This window comes from Tolypothrix sp. FACHB-123 (assembly GCF_014697075.1).
Lineage (GTDB): Bacteria > Cyanobacteriota > Cyanobacteriia > Cyanobacteriales > Nostocaceae > Aulosira.
This window is the reverse complement of record NZ_JACJRE010000003.1, coordinates 183943-208192: the sequence shown is the minus strand read 5'-3', so window position 1 is coordinate 208192 and position 24250 is coordinate 183943. Positions and strand designations below refer to the sequence as shown.

Here is a 24250-nt window from a genome sequence, read left to right as displayed (position 1 = left end):
ATTGTATAGCGATCGCTTTTTGGCACAGGTAAACATTTATCTGTGTCTATTTACATTTAAACTAAATATCAATGCATTAGCAAAAATTAGCTATGAAATGAGTCTTAAACCTTGCATATTCTCTTTCTTTGCTGGTTCAGGTTTCCTCGATTTAGGTTTTGAAACTAGCAGTTTTAATATTGTTTATGTCAATGAAATATTTCTCCCATTCATGGCAGCATATCGCTATTCACGGCAAATTCTCAACTTACCGTTGCCTGAATATGGATATTATCAGGGAGAAGACGCAGATGTAAGTAAACTTTTAGAAGAACTACCAGCTAAACGACTGAGAGAATTAGTCCAAGATTGTCGTAAATCTTATAATATTATTGGCTTTATTGGCGGCCCTCCTTGTCCAGATTTTTCAATTGGCGGTAAAAATAAAGGTCATTTGGGAGATAATGGTAAACTTTCTGCTGCTTATATTGAATTAATTTGTCGTCATTTACCAGATTTCTTTTTATTTGAGAATGTTAAAGGTTTATGGCGCACAAAAAAACATCGTTTATTTTTTGAATCTTTAAAGCTACAATTACAAAATGCAGGTTATATATTAACGGAACGCCTAATTAATGCTATTGAATACGGTGTACCACAGGATAGAGAAAGAATTATCCTGGTTGGCTTCAGAAATAGCTTAATTCAGGAAATATTTAATGATAATGTACTACTTACAGATGTATTTCCTTGGGAGAATTACATTTTATATCCGCAAGAGAAAGTTTTTGCTTATCCTTGGCGAAAATGTGAACCATTTCAAGAAAATTCTCTAATTAATTGTCCGGAAAATATTCCTCAAGAACTTACCGTTGAATACTGGTTCATAAAAAATAATGTATTGCAACACCCCAACGCTAGACATTATTTTCAACCAAGAGGAGGAATAACAAAATTTGCTTCAGTTGCTGAGGGAGATGATTCTAAAAAATCTTTTAAACGTCTGCACAGATGGCGCTACTCACCCACGGCTTGTTATGGCAATAATGAAGTACATTTACATCCCTACAAAGTGAGAAGAATTTCTGTAGCTGAAGCTTTAGCGATTCAATCTTTACCTGCAAATTTCGCCCTTCCAGAGGATATGTCACTCACAAATATGTTTAAAACTATTGGTAATGGTGTGCCATATTTAGCATCAAAAGCCTTAGCGCAAACTATTCTTGATTTTTTAACAGCTAGTAGTTCATCGTCAAGTTTTGATCGCTAAAGTCCTGACTACGACTTATAACCATTAATCTCTTCTCTAATCCCTCGCCCCTAGGGCGTGTTTTCAAACTACAAAAGTAGGTTGCTTGAGGTGAAAGCAACACAACGAAGCGAGGTAAATGTTGGGTTTCGTTCCTCAACCCAACCTACATTGAAGTCTAATTTAGGGTTTGAAAACAGTCCCTAGCCCCAAGCTAAAATGCTATAACTACGTAGGTAATTTCAGGCTACTTGTAAAGCCCTCATCTAAAACCTATACAGTAGCCTGTTTTTCGGGATAAACTCGTAATAAATGTGGTTTAATATATATATAAGAAATGTTTTAATTTTTTATAAAGATTAATAATCAATAATTGGCAAAAGGCACGATGGCAGCAGACTATCCAGACATTGATATTGCGCCATTTATCGATCATGCCCTGTTAACGCCAACGGCTACTCCAGAGCAGGTTGAGCAATGGTGTGAAGAAGCAGATAGATTTCATTTTGCGGCGGTTTGCTTGCACCCTACCTATGTTAAGCAAGCCGCAGAACTCCTTCATGGTAAAAATCCCAAAGTCTGTACAGTCATCGGCTTTCCGACTGGGGCGACTACTTCAGTTGTTAAGCTTTATGAAGCCCAAGAAGCAGTGGAAAATGGAGCCACTGAACTTGATGTAGTCATCAACTTGGGTTGGTTAAAAGCTGGTAAAACTGAAGACGTTCACCGAGAAATTGCGGAGATTTGTGAAGAAACTGGGCAAACAGTGAAGGTAATTTTAGAAACCAATCTGTTAACAGATGCGGAAAAAAAAATAGCAGCAGAAATAGTTATGGAAGCAGGGGCTGCATTCTTAAAAACCAGTACAGGCTGGAATGGGGGTGCAACTGTTTCCGATGTACGTCTGTTGAAGGAGATTGCCCGCGAAAGGGTAGGAATTAAGGCCTCAGGCGGTATTCGCACCGTTAATCAAGCCATAGAATTAATCTTGGCAGGTGCTACTAGATTGGGTACCTCTCGTGGTGTTGATTTAATCCGCCAGCGCGATAACCTGGAAAAGGTCGAATAGTCATTTGTTGTTTTGTCGTTAGTCTTTTGTACTCAACTAATGACTAATGACTATGGCTGATGACTAAATGACTATGGCTAATGACTAATGACTAGAACTTATCAAGTAACGGGAATTAATCTAAAAACCCAGGCGCTAGGCGAATCAGATAAAATAGTAACAATTTTGACACCTGAGTTCGGTTTAATCCGAGCTGTTGCCCCTGGGGCACGCAAGCACAATTCTAGCCTGGGTGGTAGGAGTGGGATGTTTGTCGTCAATGAACTACTGATTGCCAAAGGGCGATCGCTTGATAAAATTACACAAGCACAAACAGTAAAAACCTATCCAGGGTTGACAAAAGATTTAGGTAAATTAGCTGCTAGTCAATATCTAGCAGAAATTGTCCTCTGTCAAGCTTTGAGCGAACAACCCCAAGCAGAACTTTATGAGTTGCTCAACGAACATCTCAATCGTTTGGAAACTTTGTCTCAGAACGAAGCAGGTGTTCTCGCACATCTAGCTCATGGAGTATTTCACCTTTTAGCTTTGGCAGGGTTGACACCACAGGTGCAAGTTTGTGCTTTGACGCAACGTCAGCTAGTACCAAATTTTACAGACCCCCACTGGCAAGTTGGATTTAGTATTGCTGCTGGGGGAATAGTTGGTTTGGCGACTTGGGAAGAGTTGCGAAAAGAAAAACAACGGGAGAGACAAATTAATTCTTCAGGGAAACCTCCCACAACTCCAACCTCCAGTTCTACCTACCAAACAGTTGTACATCAGCAAGAGCTACCAGTAATTTCTCAGCGTTTAAATGCCAGAGAACTTTATCTACTCCAGCAGCTGTCACAACCAGAGATAATGCATATAAATGCCGCTAAAGATGACGGCTGGTTATCTGTTGAGCAAATCCTGCGCCAGTATGCTCAGTATCATTTAGGTCGTCAAATTCGCTCCGCCACTTTAATCGATTCTTACTTTGCTGCCAACCATGATGCAACCGTCTGATTTGGATACAAAAATCCTACCTTTGTCACCGAGTTACGCCAAAAAACAGAATAGAGCATCAGATTCTACAGCACCCAGCCACTTGAGTGCTGTTCCCAAGCCTCGGCCGAGTCAAATCCACAACCAGGATATCTCCCCGCAGGAAATTTCCCAAAACAATAAAAATTGGCTGTCAGAAAAATCAACACCTGATGTCATTAGTGAAGAAGATACATCAGCCAAAACTGAGGTGAATGGACAAGCACCAATCACCCCTGCACAAGAGCCGCCTGATGTCAATGGTAATGATTCAGGTAAAGATGAAACATCAGATAATCTTCCCCAAAAGGGGTTTTTACCCGTATTAAAAAACCCGAATTTCCTAGCACTTTGGGGCGGTCAAGTTTTTTGCCAGCTAGCAGATAAAGTTTATCTGGTACTGATGATTGCCTTGATCAATACCCAGTTTCAAGCGAGTCATCAAAGCATTAGTGGTTGGGTATCCGCTTTAATGATGGCGTTTACCATTCCCGCCGTGCTATTTGGTTCCTTAGCTGGTGTATTTGTAGATCGTTGGTCAAAAAAGACGGTGCTAGTAGCCACGAATGTTTGGCGAGGGATTTTGGTGTTAGTGATTCCCTTGCTTTTATGGTTTACCCATGAGTGGAAGCCAGTGGGAGTTTTACCAGTCGGATTTTTGATCATCTTAGGTGTGACTTTTTTAGTTTCCACCCTGACACAGTTTTTTGCCCCAGCCGAACAAACAGCTATTCCCTTAGTAGTGGAAGAACAGCATTTACTTTCGGCTAATTCCCTCTACACCACAACCATGATGGCCTCGGTGATTGTGGGTTTTGCTGTTGGAGAACCACTATTAGCGATCGCGGATCAGCTTTGGTTACAAATAGGTGGTAATGGTGGATTAGGTAAGGAAATTTTAGTTGGTGGAAGTTATGCGATCGCCGGCATAATTTTGAGTTTCTTGGTAACTAAAGAAAAACCCCACGACGCTGAAACTGAATTTCCCCATGTTTTTGCTGACTTACGCGATGGATTGCGTTATCTCAAAGACAATCATCGTGTGCGTAGCGCTTTAGTGCAATTAATCATATTATTTTCTATCTTTGCTGCCTTAACTGTTTTAGCTGTACGGATGGCAGAAATAATTCCTAACATGAAAGCCTCGCAATTTGGCTTTTTATTAGCAGCTGGTGGCGTCGGGATTGCTGGAGGAGCGACAATACTCGGTCAGTTTGGTCAACGCTTCTCTTATACTGCCTTAAGTCTTTGTGGTTGTTTGGGTATGGCAGCAGCACTGATTGGTTTATCTATATTTACAACCAATCTCTGGATTGTACTTTTGTTAGTAGCAATGTTGGGTGTTTTTGGCGCACTTGTTGGCATTCCTATGCAAACCACAATCCAAACCGAAACCCCACCAGAAATGCGGGGTAAAGTTTTTGGTCTGCAAAATAATGTCATTAATATTGCCCTTTCATTACCTTTAGCATTAGCTGGGGTTGCAGAAACCTTTATCGGCTTACAAGCTGTATTTTTAGCATTAGCTGTAATCGTCTTTTTTGGAGGTATCTTTACCTGGTATAACGCTCATCGGTAGCTATTAATCATTAATTTGAGAACCTTAATCATTTACTGTTAGCTGAAGTTTTTGTGATAGACTGAACTCAGCCATAAATTACCATAGGCATAACTAGGGAGCATTGTGAATCCTGGCTCAAAAGGTTTCATTAACTCATATCTATTAACAAATTCTCCATAGCATAACTAAAGCGATAAATAGACATTGTTGCTGTTGGGAAGTGCAAACATCAAAGCTAAAGATTTAGACCTTTGTTGAGTTTGAATGTTATCTTTATTCCATTCCGAATTTACAAATTGAATCAAGCTGAAAATTTGCCTATTTGAACCGGAGAAAATTATGAGGTTTGATGACTGCTAACCAGTCAGTGATAACAACAAGATAAAAGCGAAAGCATAAAGGAAAAATAACTAAATACTAAACCCGCTCTTCCTATAACTAAATAAAGAATGCGTATAGCCTGGATTGGAAAAAAATCACCATTTTGTGGCAATGTCACTTATAGTCGAGAAATTACAAATGCCTTGCTAGATCGAGGGCATGAAGTTAGCTTTCTCCACTTTGCCCAAGAAGAATCTGAACCTGATAACTGGCCGAAATTTCAAGAAGTTTCCTTACCCTTCCTTTACAAGTCTCAGGTTTACACAATTCCCACGTTTAAGGCAACCAAAGTATTAACTGAGTCGTTGCGGGAAATTAAACCAGATATCGTCCACGCTTCCTTGACTTTATCTCCCCTGGACTTTATTCTTCCAGAAATTTGCGAGCAATTGAATTTGCCCCTCATCGCTACTTTCCACACACCATTTGCAGGTAAAGGGGCAAAACTGATCTCCGGAACTCAACTTTTGGCCTATCAGCTATACGCACCTTTTTTGGTGAACTACGATCGCGTGATTGTATTTTCCCAAATTCAGCGAGATTTATTAGGGCGGATGGGCGTGCGGGAAGAAAAAGTTGCTGTGATTCCCAACGGAGTTGATACCAGTAAATATGCTCCCGGAAGTTCTCAAGTCAAAGCAGAATTTCAAGCCGAACGCTTATTTGTCTATCAAGGAAGGATAGCACCAGAGAAAAACGTCGAACCCCTGCTGCGTGCTTGGAAGCAGTCGGAAATGGAACCAGATAGCAAGCTGCTAATTGTTGGTGATGGCCCTTTGAAATCTTCTTTACAGCCGTTTTATGGTGCAGAAGAAGGGATTATTTGGCTAGGATTTATTGCTGATGAACACCGCCGCATCGAGATTTTACAGGGAGCGGATGTATTTATTTTGCCTTCGCTGGTAGAGGGGCTATCTTTATCACTGTTAGAAGCAATGGCTTGTGGTTTGGCTTGTTTAGCTACAGATGTGGGTGCTGATGGGGAAGTATTGGAAAAAGGCGCGGGTGTAGTTTTAAATACTAAGACAGTGCGATCGCAATTAAAAACCTTGTTGCCACTATTCCAAGATCATCCTGAGTTAACAACTGTATTGGGACAGAAAGCCAGAAAGCGTGTATTGGAACGCTATACCCTCACTGATAATATTACTCAGTTGGAACAATTGTATCGCGAAGTTCTACTACAGCGACCTTTACCTCTAACTCATAGATTGTAAGTAAGGGTGCTGATATAAATTTTGGTTAGCTGCACTGCATCTGAGATTATGGAAAAGTGCAGCTATACTAATTTTTAGATTGCTTAATTTAAACCCAACTTTCTAAAGAAAACTCTCTTACTTGTCGCATTCGCTCAAAATCACTGTCACAAGAAACAATAATTAGTGAATGGCGTATAGCTGTTGCCGCTATCCAAAGGTCATTTTCGCTCATACCAATGGTATGTAGTTTAGTTGTTTTACGTTTATTTTTTTCTTTTGCACCGTATTGCTTAATAATTTCTGATTTAAAATCACCGTATATTTCTGTTGTTTCTTTGTCGATTCCATATAGGTTAATACGTCGCAGAAATAAATTTATTTTGATTAGATTAGCAGCTTTTTCTTGGGAATTTTGCGCCATAAAACGCAACTCCCCAGCTACAATAACACTCGTTGCTAATTGTACTTGACCAAGGGAACGCAAGTGATTTGCAACGCTAGGTAAACCTTCCATGAGGAAGGAACAGTGATTAGTGTCAAGTAGATACACAATTAAAATTCCAGAGGCATACGATTTTCATGAACTAGTTGCAGACATTCTCTGATGTCTGAACCTTCCCAACTTCCCACAAATTCTAATAAATCTTCGGCAGTAGAACCTGTTAAAGTATGCTCTGGTACAAGTGTTTGAATGGGTTGATTATCTGAAGATATGCTAACTTCTTGGCGTTTGGCTTGCAAAAATTGAATAAAGTCTAAAATTTCCTGCAATAAAGGTTCAGGTAATTTATCTAATTCTTGGGTAATCTGTTCTTTAATGGTCATTTTCCATATTGGCGCGGATAATTTACTATTTTATCGTCAGGGTATCGTACTTATAGCCGCCTGAGAAAGGGGTTGTTTTCAATTTTGTTTTCTTACACACTACAGGATCTAGAAACAGCAAAGCTGGAAGATGAATTGATGGAGGTAATTTGTAATGCCGAAGAAGAAATCACTGATTCTTGAAGCCGTTCATGAAACAGCTACGGGGCTGCATAAGGCTGGATTGATGGATCAGACTACATTGCGTGAATTTGACAGCCTGTGCTTGTCTCCAATTGAACCGCTAGAACCTGAGCAAATTAAGCAAATACGCGAATCCTCTCATGTCAGTCAAGCAGTATTTCCAGCAATTTTAAATATTAGTCCATCAACAGTTCAAAAGTGGGAAATTGGTCAGAAGCGTCCTAGTGGAACTGCTCTGAAGCTGCTGCACCTAGTTAAGAAACGGGGATTATTGTTTCAAAAGTGCTTAATGGTCAGCAAGAAATGAGTAAAGCTCAAGCTCAAGCTTTAGGCGAATTCTTTAGGGTTGATTGTGGTTTGTTTATTTGATTTATAAAGTACTGTAAAAGTGCGATCGCGCTAACTTAAAAATTTATCAAAAAGAGTCGAAAAACACCAACAAAGGAATTAGATATAGCGTTAAAACGCAAGGGAAATTTGGACGTATAATTAATTGTGCTAAATTGGCACAGTGAACTCTACTACTTAACTGAAAAGGTACGAATACTTGCTTCAAAGATTGGTAATCGTTTTTCAAATTCATCTGCCCCAGTTGAAAAAATGACACTCCAAATAGTCCTGCCATCTTTAATGAAATAATATATTTGTTTTCCGCTTATACCGAATGATGTTTCTGTGATTATCCGTCCTACTTGATAATCTTCAACCAAGCCAGTTTTCATATCCAATATACGAATTTGAGCAGGAAGTTGCTTGCTCTCCTCTTGTAAGTAAGTTTCTAAATTAGTCGCAAAATTTACTTGTTCTTTGGAGACAATTACATTAGTTACTAAGCCTGAGTCACTATTGTTCGAGTCAAAAGCCCAAATTGGAAAAGCTAAGGGATTTTGTTGCATTTGTTGAACAAATTGCTGAACTTCTGGATTGTGACTACCTAACTTGTTAATTGATTTATATAAATCTTTATCTTCCCAACTTGGAGGCAACCATAATTCTGCCCCGCCACCTTGAGACTTCTTCCAACCAGATGGAACACTTGGGGGTATATTTTCCTCGGGAATAGAAGGCTGTTGACTAGTAGAATCAGTATTTGCTGGCTCAGAATTATTTGTCGATTCCGCAGAATTGCTTGCTTGTATTTCAGTTTGTTTTGAAGTCACAACTGGCTGACTCGGATGAGAATCAAATAACTTATAAATTTCTCTACCACCAAATTTAACTAAAAAAAGTATAGCGAAAGCAATTACTCCACCTATGAATTGGGCAGTCTTACTAGAGAATATCTTCGTTTCAGTTTTTGAAGATTGAATTTCAGTAGTTACTGACGTTTGAACTTGCCTACTTTGTTTAGGCTTTTCTATTTCGGTAGGTGGTAATTGTGATGCTGGTAAAGAAGGGGAATATGGCTGTACAGTTGAACTAATTTCTGATAGACACCTCAAAATCATCTGAGCATTCTGAGGACGCTTTCCAGGAAATGCTTCCATCAGATAATCAATCAAACCAGCTACCTGTTTAGATATTTGTGAGGCGCTATCTCGCCACATTAACTTACCAGTTCGTGGATTTTCAGAAAATTGATCTGGAGATTTACCAGTAAGTAAATAAACAAATGTGCGACCAAGAGCGAAGAAGTCTGATTGTGGTACGGCTTTACCATTAGCTTGTTCTAGTGGTGTATAGCCTGGTGAAATAATTCCTGTTATATTCTGCCCTGCTGCTTTTTGATAATAGGTTTGTGTAACTTCTCTTGCTGTACCAAAGTCAATTAAAGCCAGATTTCCATCTGCTTTTAGCATAATATTTGGTGGCTTAATATCTCTATGAAAAAAGTTATGCTGATGCACTTCATATAAAATATTTGTTAACTGAGTGAGCCATAAAAGTGCTAAATTTTCATCAATGGGACGATTATTTCGTTGTTCCATGTATTGGTGCAAATCCAACCCCTCAATTTTCTCCATTACCAAGCAATGCAGTGGCGCTTGGCTATTTTTAGGAAAGAAGGTAAAGTACCCATCTCCCTTCGGAATTCCTGGGTGATTCAAATGGCTTAATACTTGTGCCTCTTGCTGAAACAGCGATACTGCTTTGGCATCATCCATCAGCATCAGAACTTTTAAAACTTTGAGGGTGTTGCTGTCGTTGACTTCAAATGTCTTGGCAAAACCACCAGCGCCTAATTGACGAGTCACTCGATACCTTCCTTCCAAGAGCAATTCTGAGCCACAAGCTTGACAAAACAGTATATTTTCAGAATTTTGGGGTTTTGGGCATTGAGTATTGATGCAGAGAGTCATAGTGTTTTTTAAAACACAGTTTGCTCTGATAGTCTAGCCTTCCGGAGATATTCACGTCACCAGTAAAAATTAGTAGGAATCACTGTGTCGAAATGGGAAAACTGTATTCTAAAAAATTTAATAACCTCGACCGAGCAATAACAGTGAACAACACTGGCTAAAGTAAGCCTTGCTCAATATAGCTTTGGAGTGAGTTGCAAAATTTTACATATTACGTTTTTCTTACCTGTTAAAACTTAAGCGACTATGAAGACCATCCCAAACTAGTTGGCTGTTCATAAACCCGTTTCAAGGTATTCACATCTCTAGCAGAAATCGGCGGTGGTTGGCGAACTTGAGAAAAGTATAAAGCATCAGTTTGTAACGGACTATGACCCCAAATTCCCAAGGCGTGGCCGAGTTCGTGACGCGCTGCGGCTAGGACATAATTACCAGTCTGGCTAGGGCTTAATAATATAGTGAAGCGATGCAATAAAATTTTGTTGTTGGTATATAACTCGTAAGTAGTTAATGCTGAACGCGCACGGGGAATTTTATCGGTAGGAGAAATTTGCAGAGGTGGCGCTTTTCGCAAAATTTTAATATCTGCAACCTCTGGTTTTTCTACTATTAATAAAGGTAAATAAGCATTCCACTCTTGCACAGCCTGTAAGATGCTGTTAACCCAAGCTTGCGCTTGCTGGCTGTTAATTGTTGTTGGCGTTTCTATGTAAACTTTAATAGGAAACTGCGACCAAACTAGATAACCAACTTGAGTGGGTGTAATTTCTCCAAAATAATTGCCACTGTTGGTTTTATCTTGCCATTGGGCTAAGGTTGGCGGTAAAGGATGGGGTTTTAGTGAAGGAAATGAGGCGGTAGCAGGAAGATGAGTAAAAATAACTAGCAGCCCCGTACCTATGGCTAAGGTAAGAACTGCTAGTAACTGTTGTAGAAATAAATTTTTCCGGGGGTTGGGTGTTGGGTATTGGATTTTTTGCCCCATGTCCCTATTCCCTATGGTTACTTAGGTAGCCAGCCGGCGCTTAAAACTACTGTTAAACCGAGAAAAATTACTGTTAATGCCCAAGTAATTCGGTTTAAGGTGTTTTCTGCACTTTTGGTGCTGCTAAATAGTTGAGCTTGTCCGCCAATGGCTCCAATACCATCTCCTTTGGGACTATGCAGCAACACTAAGACGATTAAACCAACGGCGGAAAGTGCCCAAATTCCTTGAACAATATTAGAAACTGTCATGGTAGCAATCTTAATAGATAGTCAATTTCAAAACAAAAGTGTCAGGGTGAAGCTAACAGTTAAATGTTAACTGTTATCTTGTTTACAAACCTACTTGGGCAGGAGTACGACTGCGTTGCACATCATATCCGGCTGGGACTACTAGCGATCGCCCTGTCATTTCTGATGGCTGAGGTAGTTGTAAAATCTCGAGAATAGTTGGTGCAATGTCGGCTAGCTTGCCATCGCTTCGCAGTTCGACGTTTGTACCATGTCCAGGGATTTTGACTTTTTCTCCTTCCAACAGAATTAAAGGTACAGGGTTGGTGGTGTGGGCTGTCCAAGGATTACCCGCATCATCTAGCATGTACTCAGCATTACCGTGATCGGCAGTAATAATTGTGGTTCCCCCGATTTTAGTAATGCTAGCAAGTAGGCGACCCAAACAGCGATCAACTTTTTCAATTGCTTCTATCGTAGCTTCTATCTGACCCGTGTGCCCGACCATGTCTGGGTTGGCATAGTTAATGACAACTAACGAGTAGATACATTTTTCAATCGCGGCGATCGCTACATCTGTAACTGCTTCTGCTGACATCGCTGGGGCTTTGTCGTAAGTTGCTACCATTGGACTGCTTACGAGTTCCCGATCTTCGCCTGCAAAAGGTTCTTCTAGACCGCCATTGAAAAAGTAGGTAACGTGGGCGTATTTTTCTGTTTCTGCGGTGCGGAACTGCTTTAAACCCTGATTAGCAATAACTTCTCCCAAAATATTGGTGAGATTTTGCGGCTCAAAGGCGATCGCTACTTTTAAATCTGGATCGTACTGAGTAAAAGTAGCAAAGGCTAGGGGTTGAATCAGCTGTCTTTCAAAGCCTGTAAATTCTGGGCTAACAAAAGCTTGAGTGAGTTGTCTAGCGCGATCGGGGCGGAAGTTGAAGAAAATGACTCCATCCCCGGCTGCAATTGCGCCAGAAGCAATGCGTGTGGGGTTGATGAACTCGTCTGTGACTCCGGCGGCGTAGGATGCTTTTAAGATTTCTACAGCTTGGCGATTGTCAGTCACCTCATCTTGGGTCATTACGTCATAAGCACGTTTAACCCGATCCCAACGATGATCGCGATCCATCGCGTAGTAGCGACCGCTCAGGGTGACTATCTGCCCAATACCTATGCGGTCTATATATTCTTGCAATTGCCCAATTGCTTTGATACCTTCGGTCGGTGTGGTGTCACGACCATCGGTAATGGCGTGGATACAAACTTGGGAAACTTGCCGATCCTTAGCTAACTCTAGTAGACCTGCTACGTGGGTGAGATGGGAATGTACGCCACCCTCGGAACACAGACCGACTATATGCAGCTTGCCATTGCGATCGCGCACTTCCTGGCAAATTTTGACAAGTGCTGGGTTGAGCTTGATAGAACCGTCTTCCACCGCATCGGAGATGCGTACCAATTCTTGCGGTACTACCCGTCCAGCGCCAATGTTCAAATGACCAACTTCCGAGTTGCCCATTTGTCCATCTGGCAACCCTACGGCTTTTCCTGAGGTGCGGATGAGGGTGTGTGGATAAGCTGCCCATAAGCTATCCATGACTGGAGTTTTCGCATTAACAATCGCGTTTCCACGCTTCTCCTCGCAGTAGCCCCATCCGTCTAAAATGACTAGCACCACAGGAGCAACAGGTGCTTTGGTCATAGTAAAATTGCCCTTTACTTTTTGTAATACCCGAATGATACCACTGCTAATCACCACTGCAAGAGGATTTCTGCTTATTAACTTCTTTTATGAAAAGTTTCAGTATTTTTTAGATTTTTTTTAACTTTAGTAACTTTTGCGTATTATTTGTGATAATTGTGTGGGGCTAATTATCCCAAAAAAGCTTTTGTGTACCGTCAGTAGTTAATCTCTAACTTGGGTTTTACCACAGATGTTGCAGCTTGAGTGGTATTTCTGCAAATGTGTATTAATTCCTGGTTAATAAATCTTTAAATCGTAGTAGTGCGTAATGCTTAAATTTAGGTATTAATCCTTGTCAACCAAGGAATTTTAGCATCACGCACCCGATTTAAATTTTACGGCGACGACCTGCTTATTTACGCTTTGTTGAAGCTTTAGCGGCTTTAGCGGCTTTCTTAGCAGCCTTTTCAGCTGCGATCGCCTCTAACTTGGCTTGTTCTTTTTCTTCAGCAATTTTATCCAGATAGTAATGATAATCGCCTAAGTAGACGCGGAATTCACCATCGCGAATTTCCACAATTTTATTCGCTACTTGGGAGATAAAATAACGGTCGTGAGAGACAACAATCGCCGTACCATCGTAATTTTGCAGTGCTTCTTCCAACATTTCTTTTGCTGGAATATCTAAATGGTTTGTCGGCTCATCTAATATGAGTAAGTTCGCCGGACGTAAGAGCATTTTTGCTAAAGCTAGACGCGCTTTTTCGCCGCCACTTAATGCACCAACTTGTTTAAATACTGTGTCTCCAGTAAATAAGAAACGTCCTAAAAGTGTACGCACTTCTTCATTTTTCCAGTCAGGAACTTCATCGTGAATTGTTTCCATGACTGTTTTTTGTAAATCCAAAGCTTCTGCTTGATTTTGCTCAAAGTAACCAGGAATTACATTGTGATCGCCTAATTTTACAGTACCTTCTGTGGGTGGCTCCATACCCATAATTACCCGCAATAGGGTAGATTTACCTGCACCATTGGGGCCTAAGAAAGCAATGCGATCGCCTTTTTCAATAAAGAGATTCGCACCCAAAAACAAGATTTTATCATCATAGATATGAGTCAAATCTTTAATATTCACCACTTCTCTACCGCTACGAGGTGCATCGGGGAAGCGGAAATGCAGAGTTCTTACCCCTGCTGTTGGTGCTTCAATGCGCTCAATTTTTTCTAGTTGTTTTTCGCGGCTTTTAGCTTGGGTACTGCGGGTAGCACTAGCGCGGAATCTATCAACAAATGTTTGTTGTTTTTCGATTTCTTTCTGCTGGCGTTCGTAAGCACTTAATTGTGCTGATTCATTTTCCGCTTTTTGTAGCAAGTATGCAGAATAATTACCCAGGTAACTAGTAGAAACACCGCGTTCAGTTTCGACAATTTGATTACAGAGACGGTCAAGAAACTCTCGGTCATGGGAAACTATGACCATTGGCGTTGTCAGACTTCTGAGGTAATTTTCTAACCATTCAATAGTTTCTAAGTCTAAATGGTTAGTCGGTTCGTCCAGTAGCAATAAATCGGGTTTTTGCAACAGAATTTTACCCAAACTCATCCGCATCTGCCAACCACCAGAGAAGGCGCTAACGAGGCGATCGCCATCTTCTTGTTCAAATCCCATTTCTGGTAAGATTTTCCCGATGCGTGATTCTAAACCGTAGCCGTCTAAGGCTTCAAATTGACGCTGTAATTTGTCTAATTTGTGGATTAATTTATCCAGTTCCTCTGGAGTCGCAGTTTCCATCTCTCTTGTCACTTCAGCGATGGAAAGCTGTACTTGATTCGCTTCTTTAAATACAGTCCAAAATTCTTCTCTGACAGTCCGACTGGGGTCAACTTCAAATTCTTGGTTCAGGTAAGCTATATGTAAACTCGCCGGACGAATAATTTCGCCTGATGTGGGTTCCATTTCCCCAGATATAATTTTTAGCTGGGTAGATTTACCTGCACCATTGACACCGACTAAGCCGATGCGATCGCCTGGTTTGACTTCCCAGTTGATGTCCTTAAGAACTTCACCTGTAGGGTAAATTTTACTAATATGTTCTAGTCGCAGCATCAAGTTTCTCTCAGGTAGGGGATGGGTAGTTGGGGGATGAAGAGCTATTGCCGTGTCAATCTTAACAAAATTTAATTAATATTTCGTCAGGGAAATTTTCCGCAATGATAAAAAAAGAGTCTGAGATTGTCACGCTCACATCTAATTAAGTTATATATACCTAATTACAGCCACCAATTTCGACATTTGCCTACCCTATTATTCAAATTCTGCTGCTATTCTTCGCTACTTGTGGAATTAGAAGCCTGTTGTTGTACTATCTGGCTGACTTCCTCTACACTCAATTCCAAAGCTTGAGCTATTTGCTCTACAGTCAACCCAGCAGACAACATCGGTATTATTGCTTTTAACTTACCAGTCCGTTCACCTTCTTCCTTGCCTTCCTGAAAAGCTTCTTGATAAAATCTAGTTTGTTTTAACTCGCTCAAGCTAAACATTGCTTCAATTTCCTCCCGACTCATATTGGGGAATTTATAAACCAAAATAGTCTCTATTAATTGTAATAATTGTTGCTGTAATTGAGAGTTTGTCTCTTGTCTAGTTCTGGCGATCAACTCCCTTGCTTGGTTAATAGCTATATCTTTGTCTTCAATTACTAATTTAACAGTAGCTATGCCAATTGGTAATGTTGCATTATCACCTAATTCATCGAGATAAATTCTTCTCACCCTTTGACTATCAAAAAATTCCCGATAGTGTTTTATATCTCCTGTATCCACATTCCTGTTCGGATATAAAACTACAGCATTCCAATCATGTTGGGGTTTATTCTGACGCAGGTATAAACATATTTCTGCTATCAGTCTTGAGTAAATTTCGTCATCTTGTTGAAATTGCACTTCAACGAAGTAAATCGGTTTATCAATGGTTTCTACAGGTAAAAATACACCATCAATCCGAAATGAAGTTTGTTTAATTTCAACGGATGCAAACTGATAATTGTTGGCTTCGTCAGGATGATTGCTAATCAGTTCAAAGAAAATACTCGGTATTTCTTGAAATAGCCGATAAAATATAATGTCAGTTTTCACAATATTCTACCACTATGATATATATAGGACTTACGCATAAATCCTCTCAAACTTTTATTCCTCTGTGTACTCTGCGTCCTCTGCGGTTTAATTTTCCTTAACTTGTGCCTAAGTCCTAATAAAAAATACTTTGATTTATTCTTTTGAACCATCCCGCACTTCTAGTAACTGTTCTTTTGTAATACCTAGTATCCTGGAAAGTGGTGCTAATAAATTATCTTCAATAGCTTCACCAGCATAAATATTATTGAGTTCATCTGGTGAAAGTTTAAATGTATCGCAGAATTTAGCAAACTCCTGACTACTCAAATCCAGCGCCTTTTGTCTTTCAGTTAATAAAAGCGCGATCGCTCTCGTTCCGTACTTGGGACGCTTACTCATTTTGATATATTTTTTGATCAAATTGCTTACTTCTTTGCTATCACCATTAGTTTCTTTAACTAAATCAATACAAGCCAATTTCAGTGCTTTTTTTAAAACTTCGTCCTCATTTAAAAACTTAATCATCTCATGAGCATATTCTTTTTTGAAAAACCCAGCTAAATCACCTTTATAATACACTGGTACAAAAGCATCGTTTGATTCTACTTGCCAAGCTGAAGGTTCATTAGGTAGTGACATAAATACACCTCAAAAAAATAAAATTTTTTCACATTATCTCAATTAATTCCAGAGGTTTCCACACCCAATGCTTGCTTACTTTTCTCTCCACCAGTGCTATCTTATGCACAACAAATAAAAAGCAAGACTTTGATAAAATTTGTATTTATTATTATTTATTTGTAATAAAAATTAATATTTGCGTATATTCATGTCAATAAAATTACAAGTTTACTTGTAAACAGAAGCGCGATCGCTCAAAAACATTCAACTAACTATTCAACTAGCTTTAACTTCATCTACCGCAGCTTCCGCAGCTGCTGCTAATCTATCCATTACTACTCTCCCAATAATGGCGACTTCGCTTAACGGCATAGATTTGATGTACTTGACAATCTGATTTACATCGGATGATTCTGACACTGGCTTAACACCAAGGTAGTTAAGCAATTCCTCCATCGTATAGCCTGCTCTCGCTGCAATGTTGGCTAAATTTTGTGTATCTGGAATCGACTCGCCTTTTTCCCACAATTGCACCGCAGTAGCCGAAACGCCCAGAAGTTTACCAAAAGCTCTTTGACTCATCGAGCCACGAGCCATTTTCACGACTTCAATCAGTTTCTTTCTAGCTTCTAAATCCACTGCTGTAGTATTTTTCCCCGGAATTGACTAGTTTACTTTCTCGCCGATAAATAAATATTTAATTTAGGCATTTAGGCATTTAGGCATTTACAAGTTTACTTGCCAATGGTAAATTAAATGTAGGCTTTACAATTACAAGTTTAAATATAAGTCTATCTAGATTAAGGATACTCATCCATTTTATCGCGGAAATTCGTTACAGACAGCAAGCTGTCAAATTAGGGGAAAAAGGTGCATCATGTTTCGCAAGCCGCGCAAAATTAACTCCTATCGCCGCAAAGGTCAAAGCCTGATTAGGGCTAATAAAATTAAACCAGAACAATGGTTTATTTCTCATCCTGAGGCGAAAGCAGCTTTAAACGCCAAAGGCTACAAAGTGAAGCAAATCAAGAAAATCCATTCCCTGAAGCATCAAGTTTGTATTTCCTATTGGGATGAAAAAGGTAATATTTGCAGCAGCTTTTTCATCTACCGAATTTTTCAGCGTTGGCAACAGGAAGTAGAAAAATTAATTGATACCTGTCAAACACTGAGTGATTGGAAAATATTAAATCATATTCTGAAGCATGAATTTCTTTACTATCAATATTTTCAGGAAATGGTAAAGGCAATTTCTACTGCATTAGAAAACCGCTTATCGGTGTTAAAAGTAACATTACAACAAGCGGTTGAAGATAAATTATTGAACGAACAATTAGCTTGTAGCACCAGAAGCCGCTAACTCTGCCAAACGTTCCTGCTGGTCTTGAGAGATACAAGATTGTATAACTGACTCTAAATCGCCTTCCAATACAGGGTTAAGAGAATAGTTTTGTCCCAGACGGTGATCGGTAACGCGGTTGTCTTTATAATTGTAGGTGCGAATTTTTTCCGATCGCGATCCTGTACCAACTTGCGATCGCCGCATGGAAGTTACAGCTTCTTGTTGTTCCCGTAACTTCATTTCGTACAGTTTCGCCCGCAAAATTTGCATCGCCCGTTCTTTGTTTTGCAACTGGCTGCGTTCTTCTGTACAGAAAATCCGAATTCCAGTAGGTTTGTGCATCAAGTCAACAGCAGTTTCCACTTTGTTGACGTTTTGTCCACCAGCACCACCAGAACGAGCCGTAGTCATTTCAATATCCTTGGGGTCAATGTGGATTTCCACATCATCCACTTCTGGCATGATGGCAATTGTAGCTGTGGAAGTATGAACTCTTCCCCCGGCTTCCGTTGCAGGTACACGCTGGACGCGATGTACTCCCGCTTCAAACTTCAGCTTGCTGTAAACACTCTCACCCTGAATTTCCAGGATCACTTCTTTAAAACCGCCCATTTCCCCTAGTGACTCGCTCACTAGTTTCACTCTCCAACCCTGTCCGTCAGCGTAGCGAGAGTACATCCGCAGCAAATCACCTGCCCAAATACTTGCTTCATCGCCGCCCGTACCAGCCCGAATTTCCAACATGATGTTTTTATCATCGTTGGGATCGCGGGGTAGCAACAAGATTTTTAAGCGGTTTTCTAAATATTCTATTTTTTGTTCTAGTTCGTCTACTTCCAAAGCCGCCATTTCTTGCAGCTCTGGGTCACTCGCCGATTCTTTGTAAACCTGACGCGCTCCGATCAAATCTTCTTGAGCTACTTTCCAAGTGTCATAGGTATTAACTACCTCTTCTAAAGAAGAACGAGATTTAGCAATTTGTTGAAACTCGTCAGGATTTCTCGCGGTATCGGGATCACCAAGACGACGAGTTAATTCATTAAAAGTTTGTTCAACAGATTTTAGTTTGTCCAGCAGGTATGATTCAGCCATGATGAGTGCGATCGCTCCTTAAAATAACAAATTGGCTCAAGCATTAAATGACAATCGACCCAGCTGATTGCAGGGTCGTCGTTAACCGCAGAGCCAACCCGCTACTTTTTGTCTGTGTCGCCTGAGGTTTGAGTGCTGCTCATACCGTACTTGCGCAGGAAGCGTTCTACTCGACCCTCAGTATCGATAATCTTCTGAGTGCCGGTGTAAAAAGGATGGTTTCCAGACCAAACATCTACGTGCAGTTCTGGCTTAGTAGAGCCAACAGTCATCACTACTTGACCGTTGCAGTAAACTTTCGCATCTGGATACCACTTGGGATGAATATCAGGTTTAGCCATTTTTCCTTTTGTGGTCAATCTATATAAATTATAACTTTCAGATGATGGCAGGGACTAGAGACTAGGGGCTATAGGCTAGATAATTAAAAATGCCCAATGCCCAATGCCCAATGCCCTAACGTTTTGAGTACTGAGGTGCTTTGCGAGCTTTGTGTAAACCGTATTTCTTCCGTTCTTTAGCTCTAGGATCGCGGGTTAGGTAACCTTCTGTTTTTAAAGGCGAACGGTTGTCTGGATCTAGTTGGCATAAAGCACGAGCTACACCCAAACGAATAGAATCAGCTTGTCCGGTCAAACCACCACCTTCAGCTTTCACCAAAATGTCATATTCACTCTCTAGTCCCAAGGTTTCTAGAGGGCCTTTGATGACACCTAAGTAGTTGGCGTTGAACTGGAAGTACAAGTTACCATCTTTACCGTTAACAATCAGTTGACCGCTACCGGGAACGAGGCGGACTCTTGCTACTGCTGACTTACGGCGGCCAGTACCCCAGTATACGGCACGACCGCTAGTAGTTTCTGCTACTGCTACCATTAACTTTCTGCTCCAGGAATTGTATTAACTTTGAGTTCTTTGGGTTGTTGTGCTGCATGGGGGTGAGTGGGGCCAGCATAAACTTTCAGCTTGGTGAACAGCTGCTTACCCAGGCTATTTTTAGGTAACATCCCTTTCACAGCGTGTTCGACAATTCTTTCTGGTAAACGCTGTTGCAGCTTGGCAAAGGTTTCTGTCTTCATCCCACCAGGACGACCGGAATGACGACGGTAGAGTTTTTGGGTACGTTTTTTACCTGTAACTGCTACCTTATCGGCATTGATCACGATCACAAAATCACCTGTATCTAGGTGGGGAGTATATTCAGCTTTCTTTTTGCCTCTCAAAACCATAGCGATTTCAGTAGCGAGGCGGCCGAGGCGTTGGTCTGTAGCATCTACTACGTACCACTCACGCTCAAGAGAATCTTGAGAAGGAAGGTATGTTTTAGTCATTTGTAATTTGTCCCTTGTCATTTTTAGTTGTCAGTTGTCAGTTGTCAGTTGTCAGTTGTCATGAAGCTAGTGCTTATTGACTCTTGACTTTTAACTATTGACTCTTGACTAAAAACAAATTTTGGCAGATTGTCATACCAAACATCATATGAAAAAGGGAAATCTGGATAGCCGACTCGCAACAAGCACAAACCTTGGGGAGGTGCGGCATATTTCACTTCTTCTCGTCGTTCAGCTTTCCACAATTCAGTAAAGTTAGCTAGGGTGCGCTGTCCAGTACCTACTTGTACCAGCATCCCTACTAAAAGCCGAACCATGCCATACAAAAATCCATCTGCCTGGATTTCAATATGGATTAATGACCCGTTACGATGACATTCTGCTGCTTGTACTTCTACCCAAGAATGCGATCGCTTTGAGCCTGCACGATGAAAAGCAGCTAGATGATGCTTTCCCAGCAGGGGTTTCAGGGCAGCTTTGATTAAGGTTTCATCTAGGGGTGCATAATAATAATGCCAACTGAAGGGTCGCACAAACAAGTTCGGCTGATCTTCAGTGTATATCGTGTAGCGATACCGTCGATAGGCTGCACTAAAACGAGCGTGCCAACGGTGACCTACACCTGCTGAAGCCCTGATTAATATATCATTGGGCAAATAGCTATTAAGGACTGCTGCCCACTTATGGGGTGGAATTAAACCCGTAGCTTCAAAATGGGCGACTTGGGCGGCGGCGTGAACTCCCGCATCGGTTCTGCCTGCACCATGTAGTGTTACATGATACCCAAGAATTTTCGCGATCGCTGTTTCGATCTCTTCTTGAACTGTGCGCTGTTGCTTTTGCCGTTGCCAGCCATGAAAATGAGTGCCCAAGTATTGGATTACTAGGGCTACTCGATGAGTTTCTCTTGGCTGGTGGCTTTCTAACATACAGATTTGTTTTGTCAATTGTCAGTTGTCAGTTGTTAGTTGCAAATAACCAATGACTAATGACCAATGACTTAAACTAGTTCAACAATAGCCATCTCAGCATTATCGCCCCGACGAGGTATTGTATGCAGGATGCGGGTGTAACCGCCTTGACGATTGGCATACCGAGTGGAAGCTTGCTCAAATAGAGCATGAACTAGTTGTTTATCGTAGATGTAGCCCAAAGCTTGCCGACGAGCTGCTAAGGAGCCATCTTTAGCTAAGGTAATCATTTTATCTACTTCAGCTCGTAGCACTTTAGCTCGAACTAAAGTAGTGGTAATTCGTCCATGACGGACTAGTTCAGTGGTCAGCGCCCGTAACAAAGCACGACGCTGGTCTGCTGGTTTACCAAGTTTCTTGACCCGACAACGGTGACGCATAATAATGCAATATCAATTACTAACGTACTAACGGTTTTGATTTAGCTGTGTTTAGAGCTTCTTTCTTGGGGTAGGGTAATGCCTAAGCGTCGCTGTAAGGCTTCAACTACTTCTTCCGCTGACTTCTGACCAAAGTTTTTAATTTCTAACAGGTCTTCTTGGGTATAATCCAGCAAGTCGGCTACAGAGTTAACTTGTGCGCGCTTGAGACAGTTGTATGCCCTGACAGAAAGCTGTAATTCTTCGATGGGAATTTGGGCGGTAGGATCGTCGGGAATATCTGAACCTGTATCGGTGGGTTCTAGTGAAATATCTTTTAGTGGGTTAAATAAATCTACCAGAATGCCCGCAGCCGATGATAGTGCTTCTTGGGGAGAGATACTACCATTAGTCCAAACTTCCAATAGCAATCGGTCTTTGGTAATTGAGCCGTCCCCACGGGCTTCTTCGACGCTATAGTTGACTTTGCGTACTGGCATAAACACCGAGTCGATTTGCAAGAAGTCCAAAGATGTGGCTTCTTCCCGTCCTCGTTCTACGGTGCGATAACCTTTACCTCTCTCGATCCGAAATTCCATTTCTAGTTTGCCGCCTTCAGCTAAGGTGGCTACATATTGGGTGGGATCGATGATTTCTACTTCACTTGGCAAATCAAAATGTGCCGCCGTAACGGTTGCAGGTCCATTAACGAGTAACCGCCCTATTTGCGGTTGAGAGGAATAACTTTTGAGAATGACTTCCTTCATTTTCATGAGGATTTCCAGCACATCTTCCCGCACACCTGGAACTGTGGCGAACTCGTGTGAAACACCTGCAATCCTTACTGCTGTAACTGCTGTCCCCTCTAGATTGGACAGTAAAACCCGCCTTAAGGCGTTACCTACTGTCGTTCCTTGACCGCGTTCTAGAGGTTCCAAGACAAATTTACTGTAATGGCTTCGACTTTCCTCAGTTGTAGACTCTACACATTCAATTTGAAACTGCGCCACGGAGTTGCCTCCCTCTGTTTAAGGTGCTGCTAGTAGGCAAATCGCTTGCCTCCCGAATTTAGTTCTTGCCCTGAAGCTTACTCTAGGTATGCCAATCTGCCAACTGCAAATGTCGCTAATTGCACTCCTAATTCAGCTTTTGGGCGATAATATTTAGTTTTTGGGTGTTCCGAAATTTATCAAGCTGCCTTTTTCTAGGATTCGCTTGTTTTTTGGTTACCCAAGCCGTCTGAAGTCCAAAGCCACAATCTTGCCACAGCAGTTTGCTTTTGTTTGGTTCAAGCAGGCATTACAGGTGACTTTTCCGTGCTCGAACTTCTTGCTTTCACCGCCCTACAGGTTGGTTTTAAACTCGGCGGCGCTTGGGTGGACGGCAACCGTTATGAGGAATCGGAGTGATATCCCGAATCAATGTAATTTCCAGTCCTGCACCTTGGAGTGCGCGAATAGCAGTTTCTCTACCTGCGCCAGGGCCACTTACCATGACCTCAATTTGACGCATTCCTTGATCAATGGCTCGACGTGCAGCACTTTCAGCAGCGGTTTGTGCAGCAAAGGGAGTTCCTTTTTTTGCACCTTTAAAACCGCTAGAACCAGCACTTGCCCAAGAAATTACATCGCCGTTTTGATCGGTAATGGTGACAATGCTATTGTTGAAAGTAGACTGGATGTAAGCCATACCATTGGGTACGTTGCGTTTCTGCTTCTTGCTCCCAGATTTTTTTGTTGGTTGTCGCGCCATAGTTGTGTAGTGGATGTAAGGTAAACCTTGCTCGGATGAGCAAGCATGAACATATTATTTATTTGCCTGGTGCTTTCTTCTTCCCAGCCACTGTCTGCCTTCTACCGCGACGGGTTCTAGCATTGGTGCGAGTTCTTTGTCCTCTAACTGGTAAGCCCATGCGATGACGACGGCCTCTGTAAGCACCAATGTCAATTAGGCGCTTAATGTTCATCGCTTCCCAGCGGCGCAAGTCACCTTCGACTTGGTAATTGCTTTCAATTTCGCCTCGTAGGGCAGCAATATCAGCATCACTGAGTTCTTTGACGCGGGTGTCTGGGTTAACACCTGTAGTCGCTAAAATTTCTTGCGACCGAGATAAACCAATTCCGTAAATATAGGTGAGACCAATTTCGACACGCTTGTCGCGTGGAAGGTCTACTCCGGCAATACGTGCCACAATGAATTTCTCCCTCTTGTTCAGGCAATTGCTGTAATAAAAATGCGATTAAGCGCATTTTGGGCTTTGTCTGGCGTTTTTGTGTCGCATTTAGTTCTGATTCAGAATCAGAACACTAGCCTTGACGTTGCTTATGCTTGGGGTTAACACAAATCACCATAACGCGACCACGGCGTTTGATCACGTTACACTTTTCGCAAATCTTCTTGACTGAGGCTCGGACTTTCATGCCTTTTGTAATTAACTCCAAATAGTGAATTATAGCATTTTTACAGAAATTAGTCAGTTAAATGACTAGGGAACACCCAAAAAAGGGATTATATGGTAATATTCTCTACATAACCTTACTTCTTGCGCAGTCGATAGGTAATTCTACCCTTTGTCAAGTCGTAGGGAGTTAACTCCACTTTGACGCGATCGCCAGGTAAAATCTTGATATAATTCCGGCGGATTTTGCCGGAAATATGTGCCAGGACATTAAAACCATTATCCAAGTCAACGCGAAACATCGCATTGGGTAATGACTCGGTAACCGTCCCTTCCATTTCAATCAAATCTTGTTTAGACAAC

Annotated in this window: 28 protein-coding genes; 7 read left to right on the top strand and 21 right to left on the bottom strand. The window is 41.3% G+C overall.

Going from position 1 to position 24250, the window contains the following annotated elements:
- Positions 1-97 precede the first annotated feature (97 nt).
- The 5 genes from H6G41_RS03485 to H6G41_RS03465 all read left to right on the top strand — a co-directional run bounded on the left by H6G41_RS03485 (position 98) and on the right by H6G41_RS03465 (position 6464).
- A complete protein-coding gene (locus H6G41_RS03485) occupies positions 98-1249 on the top strand; it encodes a DNA cytosine methyltransferase (protein WP_190743629.1) in 1152 nt (383 codons plus the stop codon).
- A 367-nt stretch (positions 1250-1616) separates the two neighbouring features.
- Positions 1617-2297, top strand: coding sequence for a deoxyribose-phosphate aldolase (deoC, locus tag H6G41_RS03480; protein ID WP_190743627.1), 681 nt, complete (start codon positions 1617-1619; stop codon positions 2295-2297).
- Between the two features lie 87 nt (positions 2298-2384).
- A complete protein-coding gene (gene recO / locus H6G41_RS03475) occupies positions 2385-3287 on the top strand; it encodes a DNA repair protein RecO (RefSeq protein ID WP_190743626.1) in 903 nt (300 codons plus the stop codon).
- Positions 3274-4884, top strand: coding sequence for an MFS transporter (locus tag H6G41_RS03470; RefSeq protein WP_190743753.1), 1611 nt, complete (start codon positions 3274-3276; stop codon positions 4882-4884). The genes recO and H6G41_RS03470 overlap by 14 nt, the downstream gene beginning before the upstream one ends.
- Positions 4885-5315: 431 nt before the next feature.
- The gene (locus tag H6G41_RS03465; protein ID WP_190743624.1) at positions 5316-6464 is read left to right on the top strand and encodes a glycosyltransferase family 4 protein; all 1149 of its coding nucleotides are present in this window, start codon (positions 5316-5318) and stop codon (positions 6462-6464) included.
- An 88-nt stretch (positions 6465-6552) separates the two neighbouring features.
- Here the strand turns inward: H6G41_RS03465 and H6G41_RS03460 are convergent, their stop codons facing one another.
- On the bottom strand, positions 6553-6996 hold the full coding sequence (locus H6G41_RS03460; protein WP_190743622.1) for a PIN domain-containing protein: 444 nt from the start codon (positions 6994-6996) through the stop codon (positions 6553-6555).
- Positions 6997-6998: 2 nt separating this feature from the next.
- The gene (locus tag H6G41_RS03455) at positions 6999-7271 is read right to left on the bottom strand and encodes a DUF2281 domain-containing protein (RefSeq protein WP_190743620.1); all 273 of its coding nucleotides are present in this window, start codon (positions 7269-7271) and stop codon (positions 6999-7001) included.
- 154 nt (positions 7272-7425) lie between these two features.
- Here H6G41_RS03455 and H6G41_RS03450 point away from each other — a divergent pair, with 154 nt between their 5' ends.
- Positions 7426-7761: a DNA-binding transcriptional regulator gene (locus H6G41_RS03450; protein ID WP_190743618.1), complete on the top strand. Its 336-nt coding sequence runs from the start codon at positions 7426-7428 to the stop codon at positions 7759-7761.
- A 214-nt stretch (positions 7762-7975) separates the two neighbouring features.
- On the opposite strand, the gene H6G41_RS03445 is transcribed toward H6G41_RS03450, so the two are convergent.
- The 8 genes from H6G41_RS03445 to H6G41_RS03410 all read right to left on the bottom strand — a co-directional run bounded on the left by H6G41_RS03445 (position 7976) and on the right by H6G41_RS03410 (position 17033).
- Complete coding sequence (locus H6G41_RS03445; RefSeq protein WP_190743615.1) at positions 7976-9754, bottom strand: serine/threonine-protein kinase; 1779 nt, start codon at positions 9752-9754, stop codon at positions 7976-7978.
- A 244-nt stretch (positions 9755-9998) separates the two neighbouring features.
- On the bottom strand, positions 9999-10739 hold the full coding sequence (locus H6G41_RS03440; protein ID WP_190743613.1) for a peptidase: 741 nt from the start codon (positions 10737-10739) through the stop codon (positions 9999-10001).
- A 17-nt stretch (positions 10740-10756) separates the two neighbouring features.
- Positions 10757-10990 carry a preprotein translocase subunit SecG gene (gene secG / locus H6G41_RS03435; protein ID WP_086762869.1) on the bottom strand — a complete coding sequence of 78 codons (234 nt, stop codon included), beginning with the start codon at positions 10988-10990 and terminating at the stop codon, positions 10757-10759.
- Between the two features lie 82 nt (positions 10991-11072).
- A complete protein-coding gene (gene gpmI / locus H6G41_RS03430) occupies positions 11073-12671 on the bottom strand; it encodes a 2,3-bisphosphoglycerate-independent phosphoglycerate mutase (RefSeq protein WP_190633256.1) in 1599 nt (532 codons plus the stop codon).
- Between the two features lie 394 nt (positions 12672-13065).
- Positions 13066-14760: an ABC-F family ATP-binding cassette domain-containing protein gene (locus tag H6G41_RS03425; protein WP_190743611.1), complete on the bottom strand. Its 1695-nt coding sequence runs from the start codon at positions 14758-14760 to the stop codon at positions 13066-13068.
- A 215-nt stretch (positions 14761-14975) separates the two neighbouring features.
- Entirely contained in the window at positions 14976-15791 is an 816-nt protein-coding gene (locus H6G41_RS03420; RefSeq protein WP_190743609.1) for an Rpn family recombination-promoting nuclease/putative transposase, read from the bottom strand.
- A gap of 135 nt (positions 15792-15926) precedes the next feature.
- Entirely contained in the window at positions 15927-16412 is a 486-nt protein-coding gene (locus tag H6G41_RS03415) for a hypothetical protein (RefSeq protein WP_190743608.1), read from the bottom strand.
- A gap of 258 nt (positions 16413-16670) precedes the next feature.
- On the bottom strand, positions 16671-17033 hold the full coding sequence (locus H6G41_RS03410) for a helix-turn-helix domain-containing protein (protein WP_096643323.1): 363 nt from the start codon (positions 17031-17033) through the stop codon (positions 16671-16673).
- Between the two features lie 238 nt (positions 17034-17271).
- Between H6G41_RS03410 and H6G41_RS03405 the strand changes: the two genes are divergently transcribed.
- Positions 17272-17754: a hypothetical protein gene (locus tag H6G41_RS03405; RefSeq protein WP_190743607.1), complete on the top strand. Its 483-nt coding sequence runs from the start codon at positions 17272-17274 to the stop codon at positions 17752-17754.
- Here H6G41_RS03405 and prfA read toward each other — a convergent pair.
- The 11 genes from prfA to infA form a co-directional block, all read right to left on the bottom strand.
- Positions 17728-18828, bottom strand: a complete 1101-nt coding sequence (gene prfA, locus H6G41_RS03400; RefSeq protein WP_190743606.1) for a peptide chain release factor 1 — start codon at positions 18826-18828, stop codon at positions 17728-17730. The genes H6G41_RS03405 and prfA overlap by 27 nt on opposite strands.
- A gap of 101 nt (positions 18829-18929) precedes the next feature.
- Positions 18930-19169, bottom strand: a complete 240-nt coding sequence (rpmE, locus tag H6G41_RS03395) for a 50S ribosomal protein L31 (protein ID WP_190743605.1) — start codon at positions 19167-19169, stop codon at positions 18930-18932.
- Between the two features lie 115 nt (positions 19170-19284).
- Positions 19285-19704: a 30S ribosomal protein S9 gene (gene rpsI, locus H6G41_RS03390; protein WP_190539943.1), complete on the bottom strand. Its 420-nt coding sequence runs from the start codon at positions 19702-19704 to the stop codon at positions 19285-19287.
- Positions 19704-20159: a 50S ribosomal protein L13 gene (rplM, locus tag H6G41_RS03385; RefSeq protein WP_190743604.1), complete on the bottom strand. Its 456-nt coding sequence runs from the start codon at positions 20157-20159 to the stop codon at positions 19704-19706. Before rplM ends, rpsI begins: the two co-directional genes overlap by 1 nt.
- A gap of 44 nt (positions 20160-20203) precedes the next feature.
- Positions 20204-21088, bottom strand: a complete 885-nt coding sequence (gene truA, locus H6G41_RS03380) for a tRNA pseudouridine(38-40) synthase TruA (RefSeq protein ID WP_190743751.1) — start codon at positions 21086-21088, stop codon at positions 20204-20206.
- A gap of 71 nt (positions 21089-21159) precedes the next feature.
- The gene (rplQ, locus tag H6G41_RS03375; RefSeq protein ID WP_190743603.1) at positions 21160-21510 is read right to left on the bottom strand and encodes a 50S ribosomal protein L17; all 351 of its coding nucleotides are present in this window, start codon (positions 21508-21510) and stop codon (positions 21160-21162) included.
- Positions 21511-21551: 41 nt separating this feature from the next.
- Positions 21552-22499 (bottom strand): DNA-directed RNA polymerase subunit alpha, encoded by a 948-nt coding sequence (locus H6G41_RS03370; protein WP_190743600.1) that lies wholly within the window; start codon positions 22497-22499, stop codon positions 21552-21554.
- A gap of 346 nt (positions 22500-22845) precedes the next feature.
- Complete coding sequence (gene rpsK / locus H6G41_RS03365) at positions 22846-23241, bottom strand: 30S ribosomal protein S11 (protein ID WP_010998331.1); 396 nt, start codon at positions 23239-23241, stop codon at positions 22846-22848.
- 58 nt (positions 23242-23299) lie between these two features.
- A complete protein-coding gene (gene rpsM, locus H6G41_RS03360; RefSeq protein ID WP_190743598.1) occupies positions 23300-23680 on the bottom strand; it encodes a 30S ribosomal protein S13 in 381 nt (126 codons plus the stop codon).
- 115 nt (positions 23681-23795) lie between these two features.
- On the bottom strand, positions 23796-23909 hold the full coding sequence (gene rpmJ / locus H6G41_RS03355) for a 50S ribosomal protein L36 (RefSeq protein ID WP_015129703.1): 114 nt from the start codon (positions 23907-23909) through the stop codon (positions 23796-23798).
- A gap of 115 nt (positions 23910-24024) precedes the next feature.
- A complete protein-coding gene (gene infA / locus H6G41_RS03350) occupies positions 24025-24249 on the bottom strand; it encodes a translation initiation factor IF-1 (protein ID WP_006276978.1) in 225 nt (74 codons plus the stop codon).
- Position 24250 lies beyond the last annotated feature (1 nt).